Source organism: Leptotrichia sp. OH3620_COT-345, assembly GCF_003932895.1.
In the GTDB taxonomy this organism is placed as follows: domain Bacteria; phylum Fusobacteriota; class Fusobacteriia; order Fusobacteriales; family Leptotrichiaceae; genus Pseudoleptotrichia.
Genome location: NZ_RQYW01000014.1, coordinates 45,688 through 62,345, shown reverse-complemented (window position 1 = coordinate 62,345; position 16,658 = coordinate 45,688). Strand labels below are relative to the sequence as shown.

At 24.0% G+C, this 16,658-nt stretch carries 9 protein-coding genes, 5 tRNA genes and 3 CRISPR repeat arrays; all 14 genes read right to left on the bottom strand.

Annotated features, from left to right (window positions below):
* Window positions 1-417: 417 nt before the first annotated feature.
* The 14 genes from EII29_RS08830 to cas4 all read right to left on the bottom strand — a co-directional run bounded on the left by EII29_RS08830 (window position 418) and on the right by cas4 (window position 16,643).
* Window positions 418-493: transfer RNA gene (locus tag EII29_RS08830), tRNA-Phe, on the bottom strand.
* 44 nt (window positions 494-537) lie between these two features.
* A tRNA-Val gene (locus tag EII29_RS08825) sits at window positions 538-613 on the bottom strand.
* A 1,179-nt stretch (window positions 614-1,792) separates the two neighbouring features.
* Window positions 1,793-3,269: direct repeats of the CRISPR family, unit length 30 nt; unit sequence ATTTAAATACATCATATGTTTCTATTCAAT.
* 390 nt (window positions 3,270-3,659) lie between these two features.
* Window positions 3,660-4,445 (bottom strand): ABC transporter ATP-binding protein, encoded by a 786-nt coding sequence (locus EII29_RS08820; RefSeq protein WP_125237160.1) that lies wholly within the window; start codon window positions 4,443-4,445, stop codon window positions 3,660-3,662.
* A complete protein-coding gene (locus EII29_RS08815) occupies window positions 4,446-5,591 on the bottom strand; it encodes an ABC transporter permease (RefSeq protein WP_125237159.1) in 1,146 nt (381 codons plus the stop codon). It lies immediately after the preceding gene.
* A 26-nt stretch (window positions 5,592-5,617) separates the two neighbouring features.
* Window positions 5,618-6,583 (bottom strand): ABC transporter substrate-binding protein, encoded by a 966-nt coding sequence (locus tag EII29_RS08810; RefSeq protein ID WP_125237158.1) that lies wholly within the window; start codon window positions 6,581-6,583, stop codon window positions 5,618-5,620.
* Between the two features lie 36 nt (window positions 6,584-6,619).
* A complete protein-coding gene (locus EII29_RS08805; protein ID WP_125237157.1) occupies window positions 6,620-7,576 on the bottom strand; it encodes an ABC transporter substrate-binding protein in 957 nt (318 codons plus the stop codon).
* 242 nt (window positions 7,577-7,818) lie between these two features.
* Window positions 7,819-9,490: direct repeats of the CRISPR family, unit length 30 nt; unit sequence ATTTAAATACATCATATGTTTTTATTCAAT.
* 559 nt (window positions 9,491-10,049) lie between these two features.
* Window positions 10,050-11,060: an aspartate--ammonia ligase gene (gene asnA, locus EII29_RS08800; RefSeq protein ID WP_125237156.1), complete on the bottom strand. Its 1,011-nt coding sequence runs from the start codon at window positions 11,058-11,060 to the stop codon at window positions 10,050-10,052.
* 1,375 nt (window positions 11,061-12,435) lie between these two features.
* Window positions 12,436-12,512 (bottom strand) — tRNA-Arg (locus tag EII29_RS08795).
* A 16-nt stretch (window positions 12,513-12,528) separates the two neighbouring features.
* Window positions 12,529-12,622 (bottom strand) — tRNA-Ser (locus EII29_RS08790).
* Window positions 12,623-12,640: 18 nt separating this feature from the next.
* Window positions 12,641-12,726: transfer RNA gene (locus tag EII29_RS08785), tRNA-Ser, on the bottom strand.
* 515 nt (window positions 12,727-13,241) lie between these two features.
* Window positions 13,242-13,883, bottom strand: a complete 642-nt coding sequence (locus EII29_RS08780) for a hypothetical protein (RefSeq protein ID WP_125237155.1) — start codon at window positions 13,881-13,883, stop codon at window positions 13,242-13,244.
* Between the two features lie 172 nt (window positions 13,884-14,055).
* A CRISPR array of direct repeats spans window positions 14,056-14,414; the repeat unit is 30 nt; unit sequence ATTTAAATACATCACATGTTCTTATTCAAT.
* Between the two features lie 434 nt (window positions 14,415-14,848).
* Window positions 14,849-15,130: a CRISPR-associated endonuclease Cas2 gene (gene cas2, locus EII29_RS08775; protein ID WP_125237154.1), complete on the bottom strand. Its 282-nt coding sequence runs from the start codon at window positions 15,128-15,130 to the stop codon at window positions 14,849-14,851.
* A complete protein-coding gene (gene cas1b, locus EII29_RS08770) occupies window positions 15,130-16,131 on the bottom strand; it encodes a type I-B CRISPR-associated endonuclease Cas1b (protein WP_125237153.1) in 1,002 nt (333 codons plus the stop codon). The genes cas2 and cas1b overlap by 1 nt, the downstream gene beginning before the upstream one ends.
* Window positions 16,132-16,148: 17 nt before the next feature.
* Entirely contained in the window at window positions 16,149-16,643 is a 495-nt protein-coding gene (cas4, locus tag EII29_RS08765) for a CRISPR-associated protein Cas4 (RefSeq protein ID WP_125237152.1), read from the bottom strand.
* Window positions 16,644-16,658: the final 15 nt, after the last annotated feature.

Sequence of the window (16,658 nt, the reverse complement as noted above, 5' to 3'; positions counted from 1 at the left end):
ATTTAAATACATCATATGTTTCTATTCAATCTATACATTGTACACAAAGGAAAATTGTGTATACTGATTTAAATACATCATATGTTTCTATTCAATTCCGATTAAATTTGTCATTTTAACATCTTTTAAATATTACAGAAACCTGTTATATTTATTATTATGTACTCTTTTTTCCAACTAAACTAATATTTTTCATAATTTTATTACATAAGCTAAAAATTTGATTTTTAATTAGTTTTTACATTTCTAAGTTGGGAAAATAATATGATTTATTCTTCATTACTTCATATATTTATCTCAATATTTTTGGATATTTAAACCCATAATCTTCTTTTATTAAATACTTTTTTAAAATGTAAAAAAATGTAACTCAGTATAAATACTAAATCACACTCTATAATTCTTTCTAATTTATAATGGTGCCCAGACGCGGAATCGAACCACGGACACAGGGATTTTCAGTCCCTTGCTCTACCGACTGAGCTATCTGGGCAAAATGGCGGAAGTGACGAGACTTGAGCTACACCTCCATAAAAATGGTGGTCACAATTGGGCTCGAACCAATGACCCCCTGCTTGTAAGGCAGGTGCTCTCCCAACTGAGCTATGCGACCACTAATAATCTTTGATTATTATACTATATTTTTATATTAATTTCAACTATTATTTTAATTTTTTATAGTAAAATAAAAAATATTCGGAATTGCTTTGTAAATCAAAAATAATCTTACAATTATAAACAATATATATTTCAAAGAACTAAAAATCATTATTTTTACTGAATTTTATAAAAAGTAAATATATAAAAATTTATGAATTCACATATTTTTGTACCTTATTAACTTTCTATTTTTTATTATCAATACCATTCCTACATAAAAAATGAATAAAATAGAATTTTTTATTTTTTTGTTAAATCCCTTTCTTTTCATTTTCATTTAGTAATAACATTCCATATAAATATAATTTCTTTGAATTATTAAAATTTCTATATTAACAATAAATATTTTCCTTATTGCTTGAAATTTTTTTTAAATTAGCACTATAGCAAAAAAATTATAGTAAATGCAAATAATAAAAATATAATGCAGAACTTTTTAAACAGATTTTCAAAAGAATATCTTTCTTAAATATTGAAATCATCTATAAAATATAATTATAAAATTTAAGGCTAAATTCTTTAATTCCTACGAAAGAAACATTCTTACTCAATGTAAATATATTATTAAGGGAATCTCTTTTCAAATTCCTTTTTAATACAGTGTTACTAATATTATATAACTTAAGATATATAATAAATTTTACTTAAATAAACTAATATGATTAATAAAAAATATTTATTAAAATTCTAAAAAATACTTCTATTTACAGAGAGCATTGAAATTATCTTATAAGTCAAAAGAAAGCCCATAGCTATATGCCATATACTTTTATACTTTATGAAACAGCCTAATTTACAATTTTTGAAAATTAATTTAATCATTTCTATAATAAAAATTATTATTTAAATTACATTTCTATACAAAAAATTTGTATTTTTATCTTATCCTAAATTATTTCTTATATACTTTCCTAACTTCAACCTTTTATAATTATTTCTAAAAATATATTCATTTCTTCTTTTAATAGTTCTTTTTCCGTTTCTAATTTTCTTATTTTATTTTAAATTTTTAATAAATTTTTATATATAACTTCTTTCCTTAATTTTTTATTTTCTACTCTTTTAATTTTTCCTAAATATTTTTCTTCTATTTAATAATTATTTTCATTTTTATAAAATTCCATTATTAATTGCTTAAATACTTTATATGTTTCTATTCAATTCTTGGAGCGGACGGAGGCGTGGAAGCTCTTAAAATATTTAAATACATCGTATGTTTCTATTCAATATTTCTATGTTTTCGGTGTCATTAATCCTATAACCTATTTAAATACATCATATGTTTCTATTCAATTGGGATAAATGGGCTTGGAGAATTACCAAGCAGAAATTTAAATACATCATATGTTTCTATTCAATAAAGTCCTCAGTTCTCCTGAAGCTATAGTAGAGTAATTTAAATACATCATATGTTTCTATTCAATTATTTCATTAGTCATAGCACTAACCGTCAATTTTCCATTTAAATACATCATATGTTTCTATTCAATTCCTAATTTTATATATTTGCATTTTTTATATTTTTAATTTAAATACATCATATGTTTCTATTCAATGGTTATAATCTATCCTATTCATACTCCTGATAGATAATTTAAATACATCATATGTTTCTATTCAATTTACCGAAACTATAAATAACCAAAGTTCTATACTGAATTTAAATACATCATATGTTTCTATTCAATTTGGAATACGTTACAGCGGAACACGTTACGGAACAGATTTAAATACATCATATGTTTCTATTCAATAGCAAGTGAGAAGAGTCAATTTAATAAGGGATCTCTATTTAAATACATCATATGTTTCTATTCAATAAGAGAAGACTTCATTATATGTAGGGAGAGGATAAGATTTAAATACATCATATGTTTCTATTCAATATTAAATATTACTTTCTTATCAAAAGAAAATAAATAATTTAAATACATCATATGTTTCTATTCAATTATTTTTTGTTATTATTAATCGACTACCCCAATATATTTAAATACATCATATGTTTCTATTCAATTTTTTTTATACATTTTAAAAAAAAGTGTTGACTTTTATTTAAATACATCATATGTTTCTATTCAATATCTTGTAAAAGCTGTTGTATTAACACCTATTTTTTAATTTAAATACATCATATGTTTCTATTCAATAAGAGAAGACTTCATTATATGTAGGGAGAGGATAAGATTTAAATACATCATATGTTTCTATTCAATTTCTGCTTTCCCGAAATACTCAAATCTTGGCAATTGATTTAAATACATCATATGTTTCTATTCAATCTATTTGAAGAATTAGATACATATGTTACAGAAAGATTTAAATACATCATATGTTTCTATTCAATAAATATAAAATACATTTTACACAATGTGGACAATGTATTTAAATACATCATATGTTTCTATTCAATGTTAGATTCATTAGAACCTATAACTCAGATACTCAAATTTAAATACATCATATGTTTCTATTCAATCAAAAGGTGTAATCAATAAAAAAGAGGTTTAAAAAATTTAAATACATCATATGTTTCTATTCAATTTTGAAACAAAAAAAGAGCTACTTTATAAGCTCTTATTTAAATACATCATATGTTTCTATTCAATTCCGATCAAAACTTTCTGTTTCAATATAAACCATAATGAAGAAAGTTAATTTTTATTATAATTATACCTCTTTTTTTACCAAGTTACAACCTATTTTTATTATAATTATTTATAACATCCTTAAATATTTTACTTTTAAACACTTTATACACTACCGGGTTGGGAAAATTTATTAAAAATCATTATAAATTTTTTAGTACATAATATGTATTTTTTTGATTTTTAAAATTATTTTATAATCTTTAAAATAAAAAAGTGTAATATCAGCAATAAAACGACTTAAATATTCAAATCTTTTCTAAGACTCTCATAAAGCAATAAAAAATTCAGCAACTTCATAAAATAATGCAACTAAATTTTTCATAAAATTACTGAATTTTTTTATTTATACTAAAATATATCTCTGTCAGATAAATTCGCTTCTTTAGACTTAAACATTTCAAGCAGTTTTTCTACTGTCAGATTTTTTTTCTCTTTTCCCGTAATATCAAAAATTACTTCTCCTGCATGAAGCATTATCAATCTATTCCCATAGCTTATTGCATCTTGCATATTATGTGTAATCATTAAACTTGTTATATTATTTTTTTCAACAAGTTCTTTTGTTTTTTCAAGAATTATTTCCGATGTTTGTGGATCAAGAGCAGCAGTATGTTCATCAAGTAACAGTATTTCAGGACGATTTAATGTTGCCATTATCAAAGATAAACATTGTCTTTGTCCCCCAGAAAGTAATCCTACTTCTGAAAAAAGCTGCTTTTCGAGCCCCAATCCTATACTTTTTAATTGTTCTTTATAAAAATTAATATTTTTTATATCCAATCCAAAAGTAAAATTAAATTTTCCTCCTTTATTTTTAGCCATAGAAAGATTTTCTAAAACTGTCATTGAAGGAGCGGTCCCCTGGGTAGGATTCTGGTATACTTGGGAAATCCATTGAGCTCTTTTATGTTTTTCAATATTAGTAATATTTTTACCATTTATAATAATCATCCCACTATCAGGACTAACTTGACCGTTTAATACATTTAATAATGTTGATTTCCCAGCACCATTACTTCCTATAATTGTTATAAAATCACCATCATCTATTTTCAAACTCAAATCTTTGAATACTTGTTTTTCAGTTCCTAATTCTGAAAAGAAAGTTTTATATAAATTCTTTATTTCTATCATTTACATCCCTCTTTCTCTTTGAATTAGTTTTGCTTTCTTTTTACCTTTAGTAACTTTCTTCAAGATTTCATTCCATAAAATCCCAGTTAGGATAATAGCTGTAATTATTTTTACATCTGTCGGCTTTATTTGTAATATATTTTTCATATTATCATTTAATCCTAATACATCATACAAGTTTGTAGTCCAGTTATTTGATAATAGTGCAATATTTATTATAGAATAATATAAAAGAGAACCTAAAATAACTATTGAAACTTCGTTTACTGCTTGAGATTTCTTTATTATTCCTAATCCCAATATTATTGCTGCAAGACCTATTACTATTGCCCCTACTCCTAATTGTAAATCAGCAACTTTTATTGATTGGGCAAACAATGCTCCTGAAAGTGAAACAAAACCGTTTGAGAGCATTAATCCAAATATTTTTAACCTTTTTTCATTTACACCAAGACTGACTACAAGCTGTTCATTATTACCTAATGCTCTGAGAGCAAATCCAAATTTTGAAGTAAGTATATAGTCTAAAATCATTTTTAATATGAATACTATTAAAACTGTTAACATTAGTTTTATATCTTTTGTAAAAAAAACATAAAATATTAAAATAAAAACAAGTCCCATATATACTATCATACATCTAATTACATATTTGTTTTCTTTTATTTTATAATCATAAAATCCTTTTAATATTAATAATATTATAAAAATAATTGAAAATACAACAAAATTTTTATTATAGGATACTATTTCATATATACTTCTTTCAGGAGGAATAAAAGTATTTGAAACACCAATAATTCTTGAATTGATACTATAAAGTCCCGTCATAACTATTATCCCAGATAATAATCCTTCAATATTCAAATATACATGTAATGCTCCTGTTACATAGCCTGCAAACATTCCACCGATAGTTGCTAATATTAGTCCCATTATGGGATTTGTTATTCCAAAAAATCCATTTTTAGATAGTGCAAAAGCTGCAAATATAAATCCTCCCATTGGGAAAGCTCCCTCAACTGACAAATCAGGGAAATCTAAAATTTTATATGTTATATATACTCCCATTACCATTATAGAATATATAAATCCGGTTTTGAGAGCCTCTGGAAGACTCTGTATAAATACTAATAATTCATTCATTCTTTCTAAATTTCCTTTTTAATTTATTATTTTACTAAAGTTGCATTTACTAATTCAGGATTCTTAATATCAATTCCTAATATTTTCGCAGTATCTTCATTAACAAATAAAGTAGTTTTCTTTGATACTTCAAAAGGAATTTCTGAAACAGGTTTTCCTTTTAATATTTCAATTGCCATTTCTCCTGTTCTTTTTCCCAAATCAAAATAATTAAGTCCCATTGTAAATAATGCTCCTTGTTCAACTGAAGAACTTTCACTTGAAACTACAGGTTTTTTTACATTTATTGCTTCTGATGTTATTAGTTTTATGGCAGATACTACTAAATTATCTGTAGGTAAATACAGTGCATCTGTTTTTCCTAATAAAAGTTTTATTACTTGAGGCATCTCCCCAAAAGAAGTAACTCCCTGTAATTCTATTACAAGTTTTCTCTCTTTTGCTTTTGCTTCAATTTCTCTTATTTGTACAATAGAATTTTGTTCAGATGGATTATACAGAACCCCTATTTTTTTTATATCCGGTTTTAATTTTAACAATAAATCCAGTTGCATTCCCACATTATCTAATTTATCACTTGTTCCTGTAACATTTTTATTCAAAATTTTTGCCTCTATCGGGTCAGTTACTGCTGAAAATAGCACCGGAATATCTGCTATATTATTTACCAAAGCTTGTGCCGAAGGAGTTGCTATACCTAAAACTATATCCTTTTTATCATTTTTAAAATTATTTGCAATTAAATTCGCATTTGCTATAGTACCTTCAGCATTTTTTTCATCAAAGTCAGCTTTAATTCCTGCCTCCTCAAATGCTTTTTTGAACCCGTCCTTTACCAAATCTAAAGACGGATGAGTAACTATTTGAGTAATTCCGATTTTATAACTTTTTTCAAAAGTATTATCCTTTGTATTCATATTTTTATCTTCTTTTTTATCTCCACACATTAAAATCATTAAGCAAACTAACACCGATAACCACACTTTTTTCATACTCTAATTCCTCCACACTTTTTTATCACATTAATTTTAATCTATAACTTTCAATTTGTTTTCTATTTCCTCAGGTAATTTAATACCTAATTTTTCAAGTACTTTTGAATTTACAATTATATCTCCTAATTCCATTGCTTTATACTTTATTTCTGAAGGCTTTTTATTATTTTTCAATATTTCTATAGCTAATTCCCCGGCTTCTTTTCCCATTTCATAATAATCTACTCCTTGAGTTACTAAAGCTCCACCTTTAACATGTGCTGCTTCTGCCCCAAATACTATTTTTTTCTCATTTACTGCTTTTTCTGTTATCAAATTCACCACCGAAGCAACTAAATTATCAGTAGGCAAATAAATAGCATCACTTTCTCTTATGAGACTATCTGATACCTGTGGAATTTCACTTACCTGAGTAACACTTTTTTCAATAATAACAATATTAAACTCCTTTGCTGCTTTTTTTAAATCTTCTACTTGTATTTTTGAATTCGCTTCCGATGAATTGTATATTATTCCTATTTTTTTTATTTCACCATTTATTTTCATTAATAATTCCAACTGTTGTTTAATGTCCACTCTATCACTTATTCCTGTTACATTTTCTCTTACTAGACCCGCTGATTCAGGATCTGTAATTGCAGAAAAAACTACAGGTATTTCTTTAGTCGATTGGACTACTGCCTGAGCTGTACTTGTAGCTATAGCATATATTAAATCTACTTTTGAATTCACAAAATTGTTTGCTATTAAATTTGCTGTTGTTATTTCTCCATTAGCGTTTTTTTCATCATACACTACTTCTAGTCCTACTTCTTCAATAGCATCTTTAAATCCTTTTCTTGCGCTATCTAAAGCTGGGTGAGTAACTATTTGTGTAATTCCGATTTTTATTTTTTTCTTTTCCTTCTGCCCTTCTACACTGCTTTTTTCTTTCTTACAACTTAAAATAAATACTGTAACTAATGTCAGTAATAATAATACTTTTTTCATTGTTTCCTCCTACTATCCTACATTTTTATTTATATATTCCTACGTTAACATATATTTTAGAATAATAACATTTTTTTTAATATAATGCAATACTATGAATTTCAATTTATGTTTTTCTTAAGCATTTATTAAATTAGTCTTATGTCAAAAAAGAAGAAGTTAAACAAAATGCTTTTAATTTTTTCTAACAATATAATATCTTTTAATATTTTAATAGTAATATCATCCTATAAAATATGACAATTTAAATACATCATATGTTTTTATTCAATAAAATCCCTTGTTGGAATACCAGCTATGTTTATGCTATTTAAATACATCATATGTTTTTATTCAATTGGAATTTCAAGGTATGCTTCAGGGATGGTTAATTTATTTAAATACATCATATGTTTTTATTCAATAAATAGAAATTGAGGAAGAATAATGGGTGAAAGAAATTTAAATACATCATATGTTTTTATTCAATCATAACTATGCAATATATAAGCAAAAATGGCAGAAATTTAAATACATCATATGTTTTTATTCAATTTTAATCCGGAAACTGTTAAGGATATGTCAAAAGAATTTAAATACATCATATGTTTTTATTCAATAAGATTATATAATTTTGAACAATAAAGTAGGAGTAATTTAAATACATCATATGTTTTTATTCAATTCTAGCTGAGGCAATAATGACTCCCAGATATGACCAATTTAAATACATCATATGTTTTTATTCAATTACAAAAACTTCTACGAATATGGGGATTTTTACGGAAATTTAAATACATCATATGTTTTTATTCAATAAAGAAGAAATTGACATTAAAAAGATACAAGAGTAATTTAAATACATCATATGTTTTTATTCAATTATAGCGGGAATAAAAGGGGTAAAAAGTCTTGTAGTATTTAAATACATCATATGTTTTTATTCAATAAAGGGACAAAAAATGTCCCAAGAAGAGCTACACAAATTTAAATACATCATATGTTTTTATTCAATTTTAATAAACCAATACTCCAATAAGGAGCATGTTATATTTAAATACATCATATGTTTTTATTCAATATGAGTACTGAGATATATAAGAAAGTCTTTAACTAATTTAAATACATCATATGTTTTTATTCAATGCATGCAGATAGGACGGAATTGGAGCTTATAAAATAATTTAAATACATCATATGTTTTTATTCAATTATTATTCTGAAGATGATAAGTATACTCCGGAGTAATTTAAATACATCATATGTTTTTATTCAATCTCATTATCTCCTATATACATCCCGTGTCTTCTCTATTTAAATACATCATATGTTTTTATTCAATATTCCTTCTAAATTTTCAATTACGTTTTCTTTTTCATTTAAATACATCATATGTTTTTATTCAATTTTAAGGAGTAAGTTATGACTATTGAGGAAAAAATATTTAAATACATCATATGTTTTTATTCAATTAGAAGGAATACAAGCCAAAGTTATGGTTTTAATATATTTAAATACATCATATGTTTTTATTCAATATCAGCTAAGGTCTAGAATAGAGAGTAGATTTATAAATTTAAATACATCATATGTTTTTATTCAATTGTATATTTGATAGCTTGTTTTGTTTCGTTTCCATATTTAAATACATCATATGTTTTTATTCAATGCTGTTATAAAAGAATTCGACAAAAACAGTATTGAAGTATTTAAATACATCATATGTTTTTATTCAATAAACAGAGAAAAAGCAAACACGCAAGAATTAATAAAATTTAAATACATCATATGTTTTTATTCAATGGAAGAAATAGCAGAAAAAACAATGGAAAAAGCAATATTTAAATACATCATATGTTTTTATTCAATTCCTGAATTTCCTAACGCATATATTTTCCCATTTTCATTTAAATACATCATATGTTTTTATTCAATGCCGATTTATTCTATAATATCTAATATTCCTCATAATAAAAATCTCAGATTATATTTTTATTATATACCTTTTTTTCCCAAGTGACAACATTTTTTTGATAATTTACTTTATAATACTTAAAAATCAGTTTTTTCATATAATTTATATATTCTTAGGTTGGGAATTGAATTTTATAAATAACTTTTAATATTCGTTACTATCATAAATTTAAACTATTTATATAATTATTTTAAAGTTAAAAAATAACAGTTACTTCAATTTGTATTATTTTCTTCAAAAATAAAGCATATTTATTTTGCTTTTAATCTTTGAGAACATCTCATAAATTAGAAACAATTCCAGAATTACAAGTAGTATGTACTCTAAAAAATCAAAAATCATTTTTTACTAATAATTTTATTGAATTTTATAAAAAATAAAATATATAATTTGTAATATTTTTCTACTTTAATAAAAACAACCAAAAAAATAGAATAAGCAGTATAATAAACAAATAAATAAATTAATTAATTATTACCACTTATTCTAAAATTTCATTATTAAATTTATATTATTAATTTATAACAAATTTATTCCATTTTTTTCACATATTTCCACTATTTCATCAGACCATATTGAAGCCTGAACTTCTCCAATGTGTGCTTTCTGAAGCAAAAACATACAAATCCTTGACTGTCCAATCCCTCCACCAATTGTTAATGGAAGTTCCCCATTTAAAAGCATCTTATGATACTGAAGTTTTTTTCTATTCTCTAAATGTAAAATTTCTAGTTGTTTTACAAGGGATTTTTCGTCTACTCTAATTCCCATAGATGATAATTCCAAAGCTTTATCAAGTACAGGATTCCACATAATCAAATCTCCATTTAATTCCCAATCATCATAATCAGGAGCTCTTCCATCATGTTTATTACCTGAATTAAGAATTTTTCCTATTTGCATTATAAAAATAGCTCCATTTTCTTTTGCAAATTTATTTTCTCTTTCTTCAGGTGATAAGTTAGGATATATATTTTCTAATTCTTGCGAAGTTATAAATGTAACTTTTTCAGGTAAAAATTTTTTATATTTAGAATATTTATTTACAAGCATATCCTCCGTTTTTAAGAACACATTATATATTTTTCTTACAGTTTCTTTTAAAAACTCTATATTTCTTTGATCTTTTGTAATAACTTTCTCCCAGTCCCACTGATCCACGTAAATTGAATGAGTATTATCCAATTCTTCATCACGTCTTATTGCATTCATATCAGTATAAATACCATCTCCTAAAGAAACTTTATACCTTTTTAATGCCAATCTTTTCCATTTTGCCAACGAATGTATAATTTCAATAATTTTACCTTCATAATCTTTCATTTCAAAGCTTACAGGTCTTTCTACTCCATTCAAATTATCATTCAGTCCTGTTTCTCTTTTTACAAATAATGGTGCTGATATTCTGGTTAATCCTAATTCCTTTGATAGTTCCGCCTCAAAAAAATCTTTTATTAATTTTATAGCTTTTTCAGTTTCCATTATCCCATATTTTGCATCATAATTTTCAGGGACTATAATTTTTGCCATAATTATTCACCTAATCTACCTTTCAATAAAAAATAACGTATACAAATATAAATTTGACACGCACAACTAAAAAAAACTTAACAATTTCTTTTTAGCTAAATTAATATTATGAATAATACCACACTTTTTCTATTTTTTCAATAAAAAAGCATTTATTCGCTAAACTCCTTGTTACATAAGTAAAAAAATCATTAACAAAAATTTTAATATCAGAAATTTCATACTACTTTTTTCAACTTTCTTATTTTCACCAGATCGTGTATTTTCAGTTTTTATATTGGTTAATAAACCTTATCTTCAGTAAAATAATACCTTTTCATTCAAAATTTCTGAAAATTTTCAAATTCTTCAATATAATCACTATTAACTTTAATACCTGTATATACTCTCTCATCATCGGTGTCATATACAGACTCTTACAATAAAATTTATAGAAGTATCTTACAAAAAATCATTTATATTTATTTTTCTCTTTTCCATTTAAAAATAAATATAATCTCAATATTTTTTCTTTATTTGTATATTTGTACAATATAACACACAATAATCATCACTATCATAATAAATATTGTTTATTAAATTTCTAAGAATATAATTAATTACAAGTTCCTATAAATCTTATCCCTGAAAAAATAAACATAGTAAAAAACTATCTTCTTTATAATTTACCTCAATATTATGCCTCAATTTCTTAAAAATAAAAGTCTTTTTACGAAGTTTCATTTTTTTCTTTATCTTTTTCATCTTTTATTTCTTTCTTTTTCTTTATATCATCTATAAGTACACCTGCACTTACAACTAAAACTACAATGCATCCTACTCACATAAATCTGACTCCTTTATTCAATTTTAATATATTATATCTAATTACTATAATTGTCTTTTCTAATTTTTCTTCTTATTTTTATATTTGACAATTTTAATTTTTTACAAAATTTTTTTATTTTATACTTACCTTTATTTTTTACTTTATTAATTTTCCATTAAACATTAATAATCATCTCGTTTTTAAATACATTTTAGAAAGTTATACTAAAATTGTCAATATTTTTTTAATATAATAAATATTTTAAAAAATTAATTATTATCAAAATTTATAAAAAGTAGTAATAATTCCATTTATTTAATATCTAAAAAAATAAGATATTAAAGTATTAAAAAATATTTCATAAGACAAAAAATTCAATGCCCCGAAAAAGTTAATACTGCTTAGATTTTTTAAGATTGCTGAATTCTGTTTACTTTCACTTTCAATAAAAAATCTAAAACATAGTATATAACTATAATGATATAGAAATAACGTTTTGAAAAATACTCACTGAAAATCAGTGAGTATTTTTCATTTAAAATTTATATAAACTTATTAAAAATTAGATGGCGCACCCAGCAGGAGTTGAACCCACAACCTTCTGATCCGTAGTCAGACGCTCTATCCAATTGAGCTATGGATGCATTTTATACAAAAAAATGGCGGAGAAGGAGGGATTTGAACCCTCGATCCAAGTTTTAGCCCGGATACTCCCTTAGCAGGGGAGCGCATTCGGCCTCTCTGCCACTTCTCCACAATATTTAAATAAATATGGCGGGTGAACAGGGATTCGAACCCTGAGAGCTTTCGCCTTGCCGGTTTTCAAGACCGGTCCCTTAGCCGTTCGGACATTCACCCACACATTACTTGCTAAGTTTAGCATATTTATTTGTTCTTTGTCAAGAATATTTTATTATTTTTTTTACACATGGAAAATATTGAGTTTTCAAGTTTTTATTTTATATGTAAAATCTCAAATCTATAAACATTTTAATGATTATTTTTAATAATTATCTCTTAATAAAATAATTTTATATTTAACTTATAAAATATTTATCAGTATTATATTTTTTAATATCCTGAGTTAAATTAATAAGATAACGCCTTATAAGTTAAAATTATTTTTCTAACTATATTTAAAAATTAAAATTCACTTATCTTTAATTGATTTTAATATACCATTTTTATAATTTAATAAATTTATTATAAATAAGACAACTTTATATAAACAACCATTTTTACAGTTAAATAGCTTTAGATTTAAATATTTATATAATTTTTATATGCTCTTTCGATTGTGAATAATAAAATTTAAATGCTTAAAATTATTATATTTACTACTTTTTCTTATATACAATCTTATTTATTAAAAGCTAATCAAATATGCTTAGTATACCCTCTATTTCCCAGTTTTTATTAATTTTTACAGCTTTAATTGTTTTCTTTTTTATTTTATAATTTTTAACATTTATCTTTTCCTTTTCAAATACTTTATTTATAACAATTGAAAGCTCATCCAATAATTTTTTTGCCTTTTCTTCAACTAATATATCAAAATCTAATTTTTCTAAATTTTCTCCTGTTTTCTTTTCAAATGCCTCAGCTACTTTTTTTTCAAATATTTCTTCTTGAAAGTAGGCTTCATCAGGAAATTTAATCATCAAAGTTACAATTGCTTTATTAAAAGAAATATAATTTATTTTTTCTATTTGTATATTAGTATTTTCTAGCTCCTTTTCAAATATTCGAAGATAAAAAGTAAACATTATATTTAAAAATTTTTCTTCAATTTCGTTTCTGTCACTTTTTGAAAGTCGAGATTTATATCCTTTTTTTATATTTTCTATTAATTTTCTTTTCTCTATTTCATTTTTTACTTTATTTGCAATCTTTTCAGCATTAGATTTCATTCCAGATATTGTTAAATTTACATTTGATTTTTTTACAATTTCATATTGAACTGTAAAACTTAGCGAAGATAATAATAGAAATAATATTAAAAATTTTTTCAACATACTTTGTATCAGAATAAATTATATATTTATTCAATTCTTCCTTTCTTTTTGATTATTTTTTATATCTATTATTACATAGAAAACATATTTAAACAACCCTTTATATTAAAATATACCTAAAAAATCAATAATATTGTAATTTTTTATAATTTAAGAATTTTTCAATTTACAATACTTAACATATCATATGTTCTTATTCAATTAGGGGAGGAAGCTATCCACGCTGTAATTAAAACACATTTAAATACATCACATGTTCTTATTCAATTCCTATATCAATACTTCCTAGTACATTAAAAGAATAATTTAAATACATCACATGTTCTTATTCAATATATGCTCCTCTTGAAGTTGCACCTATATCTAAAAGATTTAAATACATCACATGTTCTTATTCAATTTACTGTTTTCTTTTGTTTCTTTCAGTATCTCGTTATTTAAATACATCACATGTTCTTATTCAATCTATAGAAAAAATAAAAGTTTCATAATCATTTAACAATTTAAATACATCACATGTTCTTATTCAATGCTGATTAATTCTATCATATTTAGTATTTATCATAGTAGAGCATACCTATCATATCAATCATTGTATATCTTTTTCTTCCAACCGACAATATTTTTTTAATAATTTATTTTATAATGTTATTAAATATAAGTTTTTGGATATAATTTATATACCGTCAAGTCAGTTTTTTTATTTTAAACATATTTTTAATCAACATATCTTTAGAGTTAAAATTAATTATTATATAATTTAAAAATTATAATATCCTAATTTCGTCAAAAAAGCTAAAAAACAATACTATTATCATAAAAAATATTACTACATTTTATTTAAAATTTTCAAAATTAGTTCCTTTATTTTTATTAATATATTAAATAATAAATATGGCTTTTATTTATAATAATTTTTTCAAATCAATAAACAATTTAAAAAACATATGTAAATCTTTTTTCATTTAAATAAATAGTTCATCTTCTTTGCATTCACCTAAGCTATGTTCAAAAAAATTATATTCATTGACCATTAAGACAAAACTTACATAATCATATTTTTCATCAATTACTTTTTTCAATTCCTTTTCCAGCTTTAATATTTGTGAAGGCGATATTTTCCCTCTAAAAACCGATTTTTGATGATGTTCCAAATATTTTTTACAAATCTTAAAAACTTTATTTACTCTTTTTTCCTGTATATCATAAAAAACAAAAGCATAATTATAATTTTTATCAAGCTTCATCAAATTTTCTCCTTTAAATTAAACGGTATAAATTTTTCACCTTCTACTAAATTTTTTATTAATTTATATCCCTCTAATTTTATTGCCGTATTGTATGTAACTTTTCTTTTTAACTTAGAGTGTTCAAAAGAGCTTTCCAACCTTTTTTCAAAATTTTCAATAAATATTTTTCTTCCATTTTCATTTAATAGACAATAGTTCAGCTGTTTTTCAAAATGTTTGTTCACTTGTATTTTTTTATTATTTACCAGTTCAAATATAGTTTTATACACTATTACAGGTTTAAACACTTCACTAATATCCAAGCTTAATGAAAACCTCGATTCAAAAGGTTCATGAAGATAGCTGATTCCTTGATTTAAATGAGTTTTATACAATTGAGAGATAACTTTTGTATAAAGCATACTGTTTCCGAAAGAAATTAAAGCATTCATAGGATTATCAGGCGGCCTTTTAACTCTTTTATTAAACATAAAATCTTCAGGTAAATAAATCGGAAAAGTTTCATAAAACCTTTTCCATATACTCCCTTCCAAGTAAAGAACTTGCTTAATATTATCGAGTTTGTTCAATATTATTCCCGTTTCTTTGTTTAACCAATTTAATAAAGGCTTCAGTTCTTTATAACCATGCTTATAATAATGATACAACACTTCATATATATTTATCCCGATCCCTTTCACTATTGCCTTTGCTATTTCAAGCCTGTTTTCTTCAAACTTTTTCACTTGTGCAATAGTTACTTTTCCACTTATATACGCTTCCTTGGGATAAAATGTTCCTGAATAATATCCGTAATAATTAAAAAAATGAACTATTATTTTATTTCTTGCCAAAAAATCCAGAAGTTTACTGTTAATTGAAACTTCATTCAAACAATAAATTACTTTTACACCTTCTATCGGTATATATTTATGCCCTTTATCATTTCTAAAAATCAGCGAATTATCTTTTCTGCTTAATTCTCCCATTGATGTGATATAACGTGTTGAAGAAGACATACTTTTTTCCTCACTTTCTATATGTAACAATATGAATAATATGAGCATTTATTACATTTTTTATCATTTAAAACTTCACTCGGATTTTTTTTATGGATATAATCTTCTATTTCTTCCATTAATAATTCCAACTCTTTTTCCAATTCTTGAGTAAGTTCCAGATAAATTGTTTTACTGTTCTGTTTATTTTTTTCTACAAATTCTATTTTCCCTTTTCTTTCCACTCCTTTTTCCTTTAATATCTTTAGATACAATAAAACCTGCCATTTTACAGCCTGTACATCTGCATCTGATTTCTTTACTTCCACTAAATATTCTTTAGTTATTTTATCTATTTTTATATTTTCCACATTTAATTCAGAATTTTCATTATCCATTGCCATATTTTCATGGATAACTCTTCCTATTCTCACTTCCTCACTTTCATCTTCCATATTTAATCTATTGGCACATAACCAACACTGTCTTTTACAGTGAAAATAATAATTTATTAAAGTTCCATTTATTTTCAAGAGTTTTTCCTCCTC

Coding starts and splice junctions, on each gene's coding strand:
- EII29_RS08820 (WP_125237160.1), bottom strand. CDS start 4,445: ATGATAGAAATAAAGAATTTATATAAAACTTTCTTTTCAGAATTAGGA.
- EII29_RS08815 (WP_125237159.1), bottom strand. CDS start 5,591: ATGAATGAATTATTAGTATTTATACAGAGTCTTCCAGAGGCTCTCAAA.
- EII29_RS08810 (WP_125237158.1), bottom strand. CDS start 6,583: ATGAAAAAAGTGTGGTTATCGGTGTTAGTTTGCTTAATGATTTTAATG.
- EII29_RS08805 (WP_125237157.1), bottom strand. CDS start 7,576: ATGAAAAAAGTATTATTATTACTGACATTAGTTACAGTATTTATTTTA.
- asnA (WP_125237156.1), bottom strand. CDS start 11,060: ATGGCAAAAATTATAGTCCCTGAAAATTATGATGCAAAATATGGGATA.
- EII29_RS08780 (WP_125237155.1), bottom strand. CDS start 13,883: ATGTTGAAAAAATTTTTAATATTATTTCTATTATTATCTTCGCTAAGT.
- cas2 (WP_125237154.1), bottom strand. CDS start 15,130: ATGAAGCTTGATAAAAATTATAATTATGCTTTTGTTTTTTATGATATA.
- cas1b (WP_125237153.1), bottom strand. CDS start 16,131: ATGTCTTCTTCAACACGTTATATCACATCAATGGGAGAATTAAGCAGA.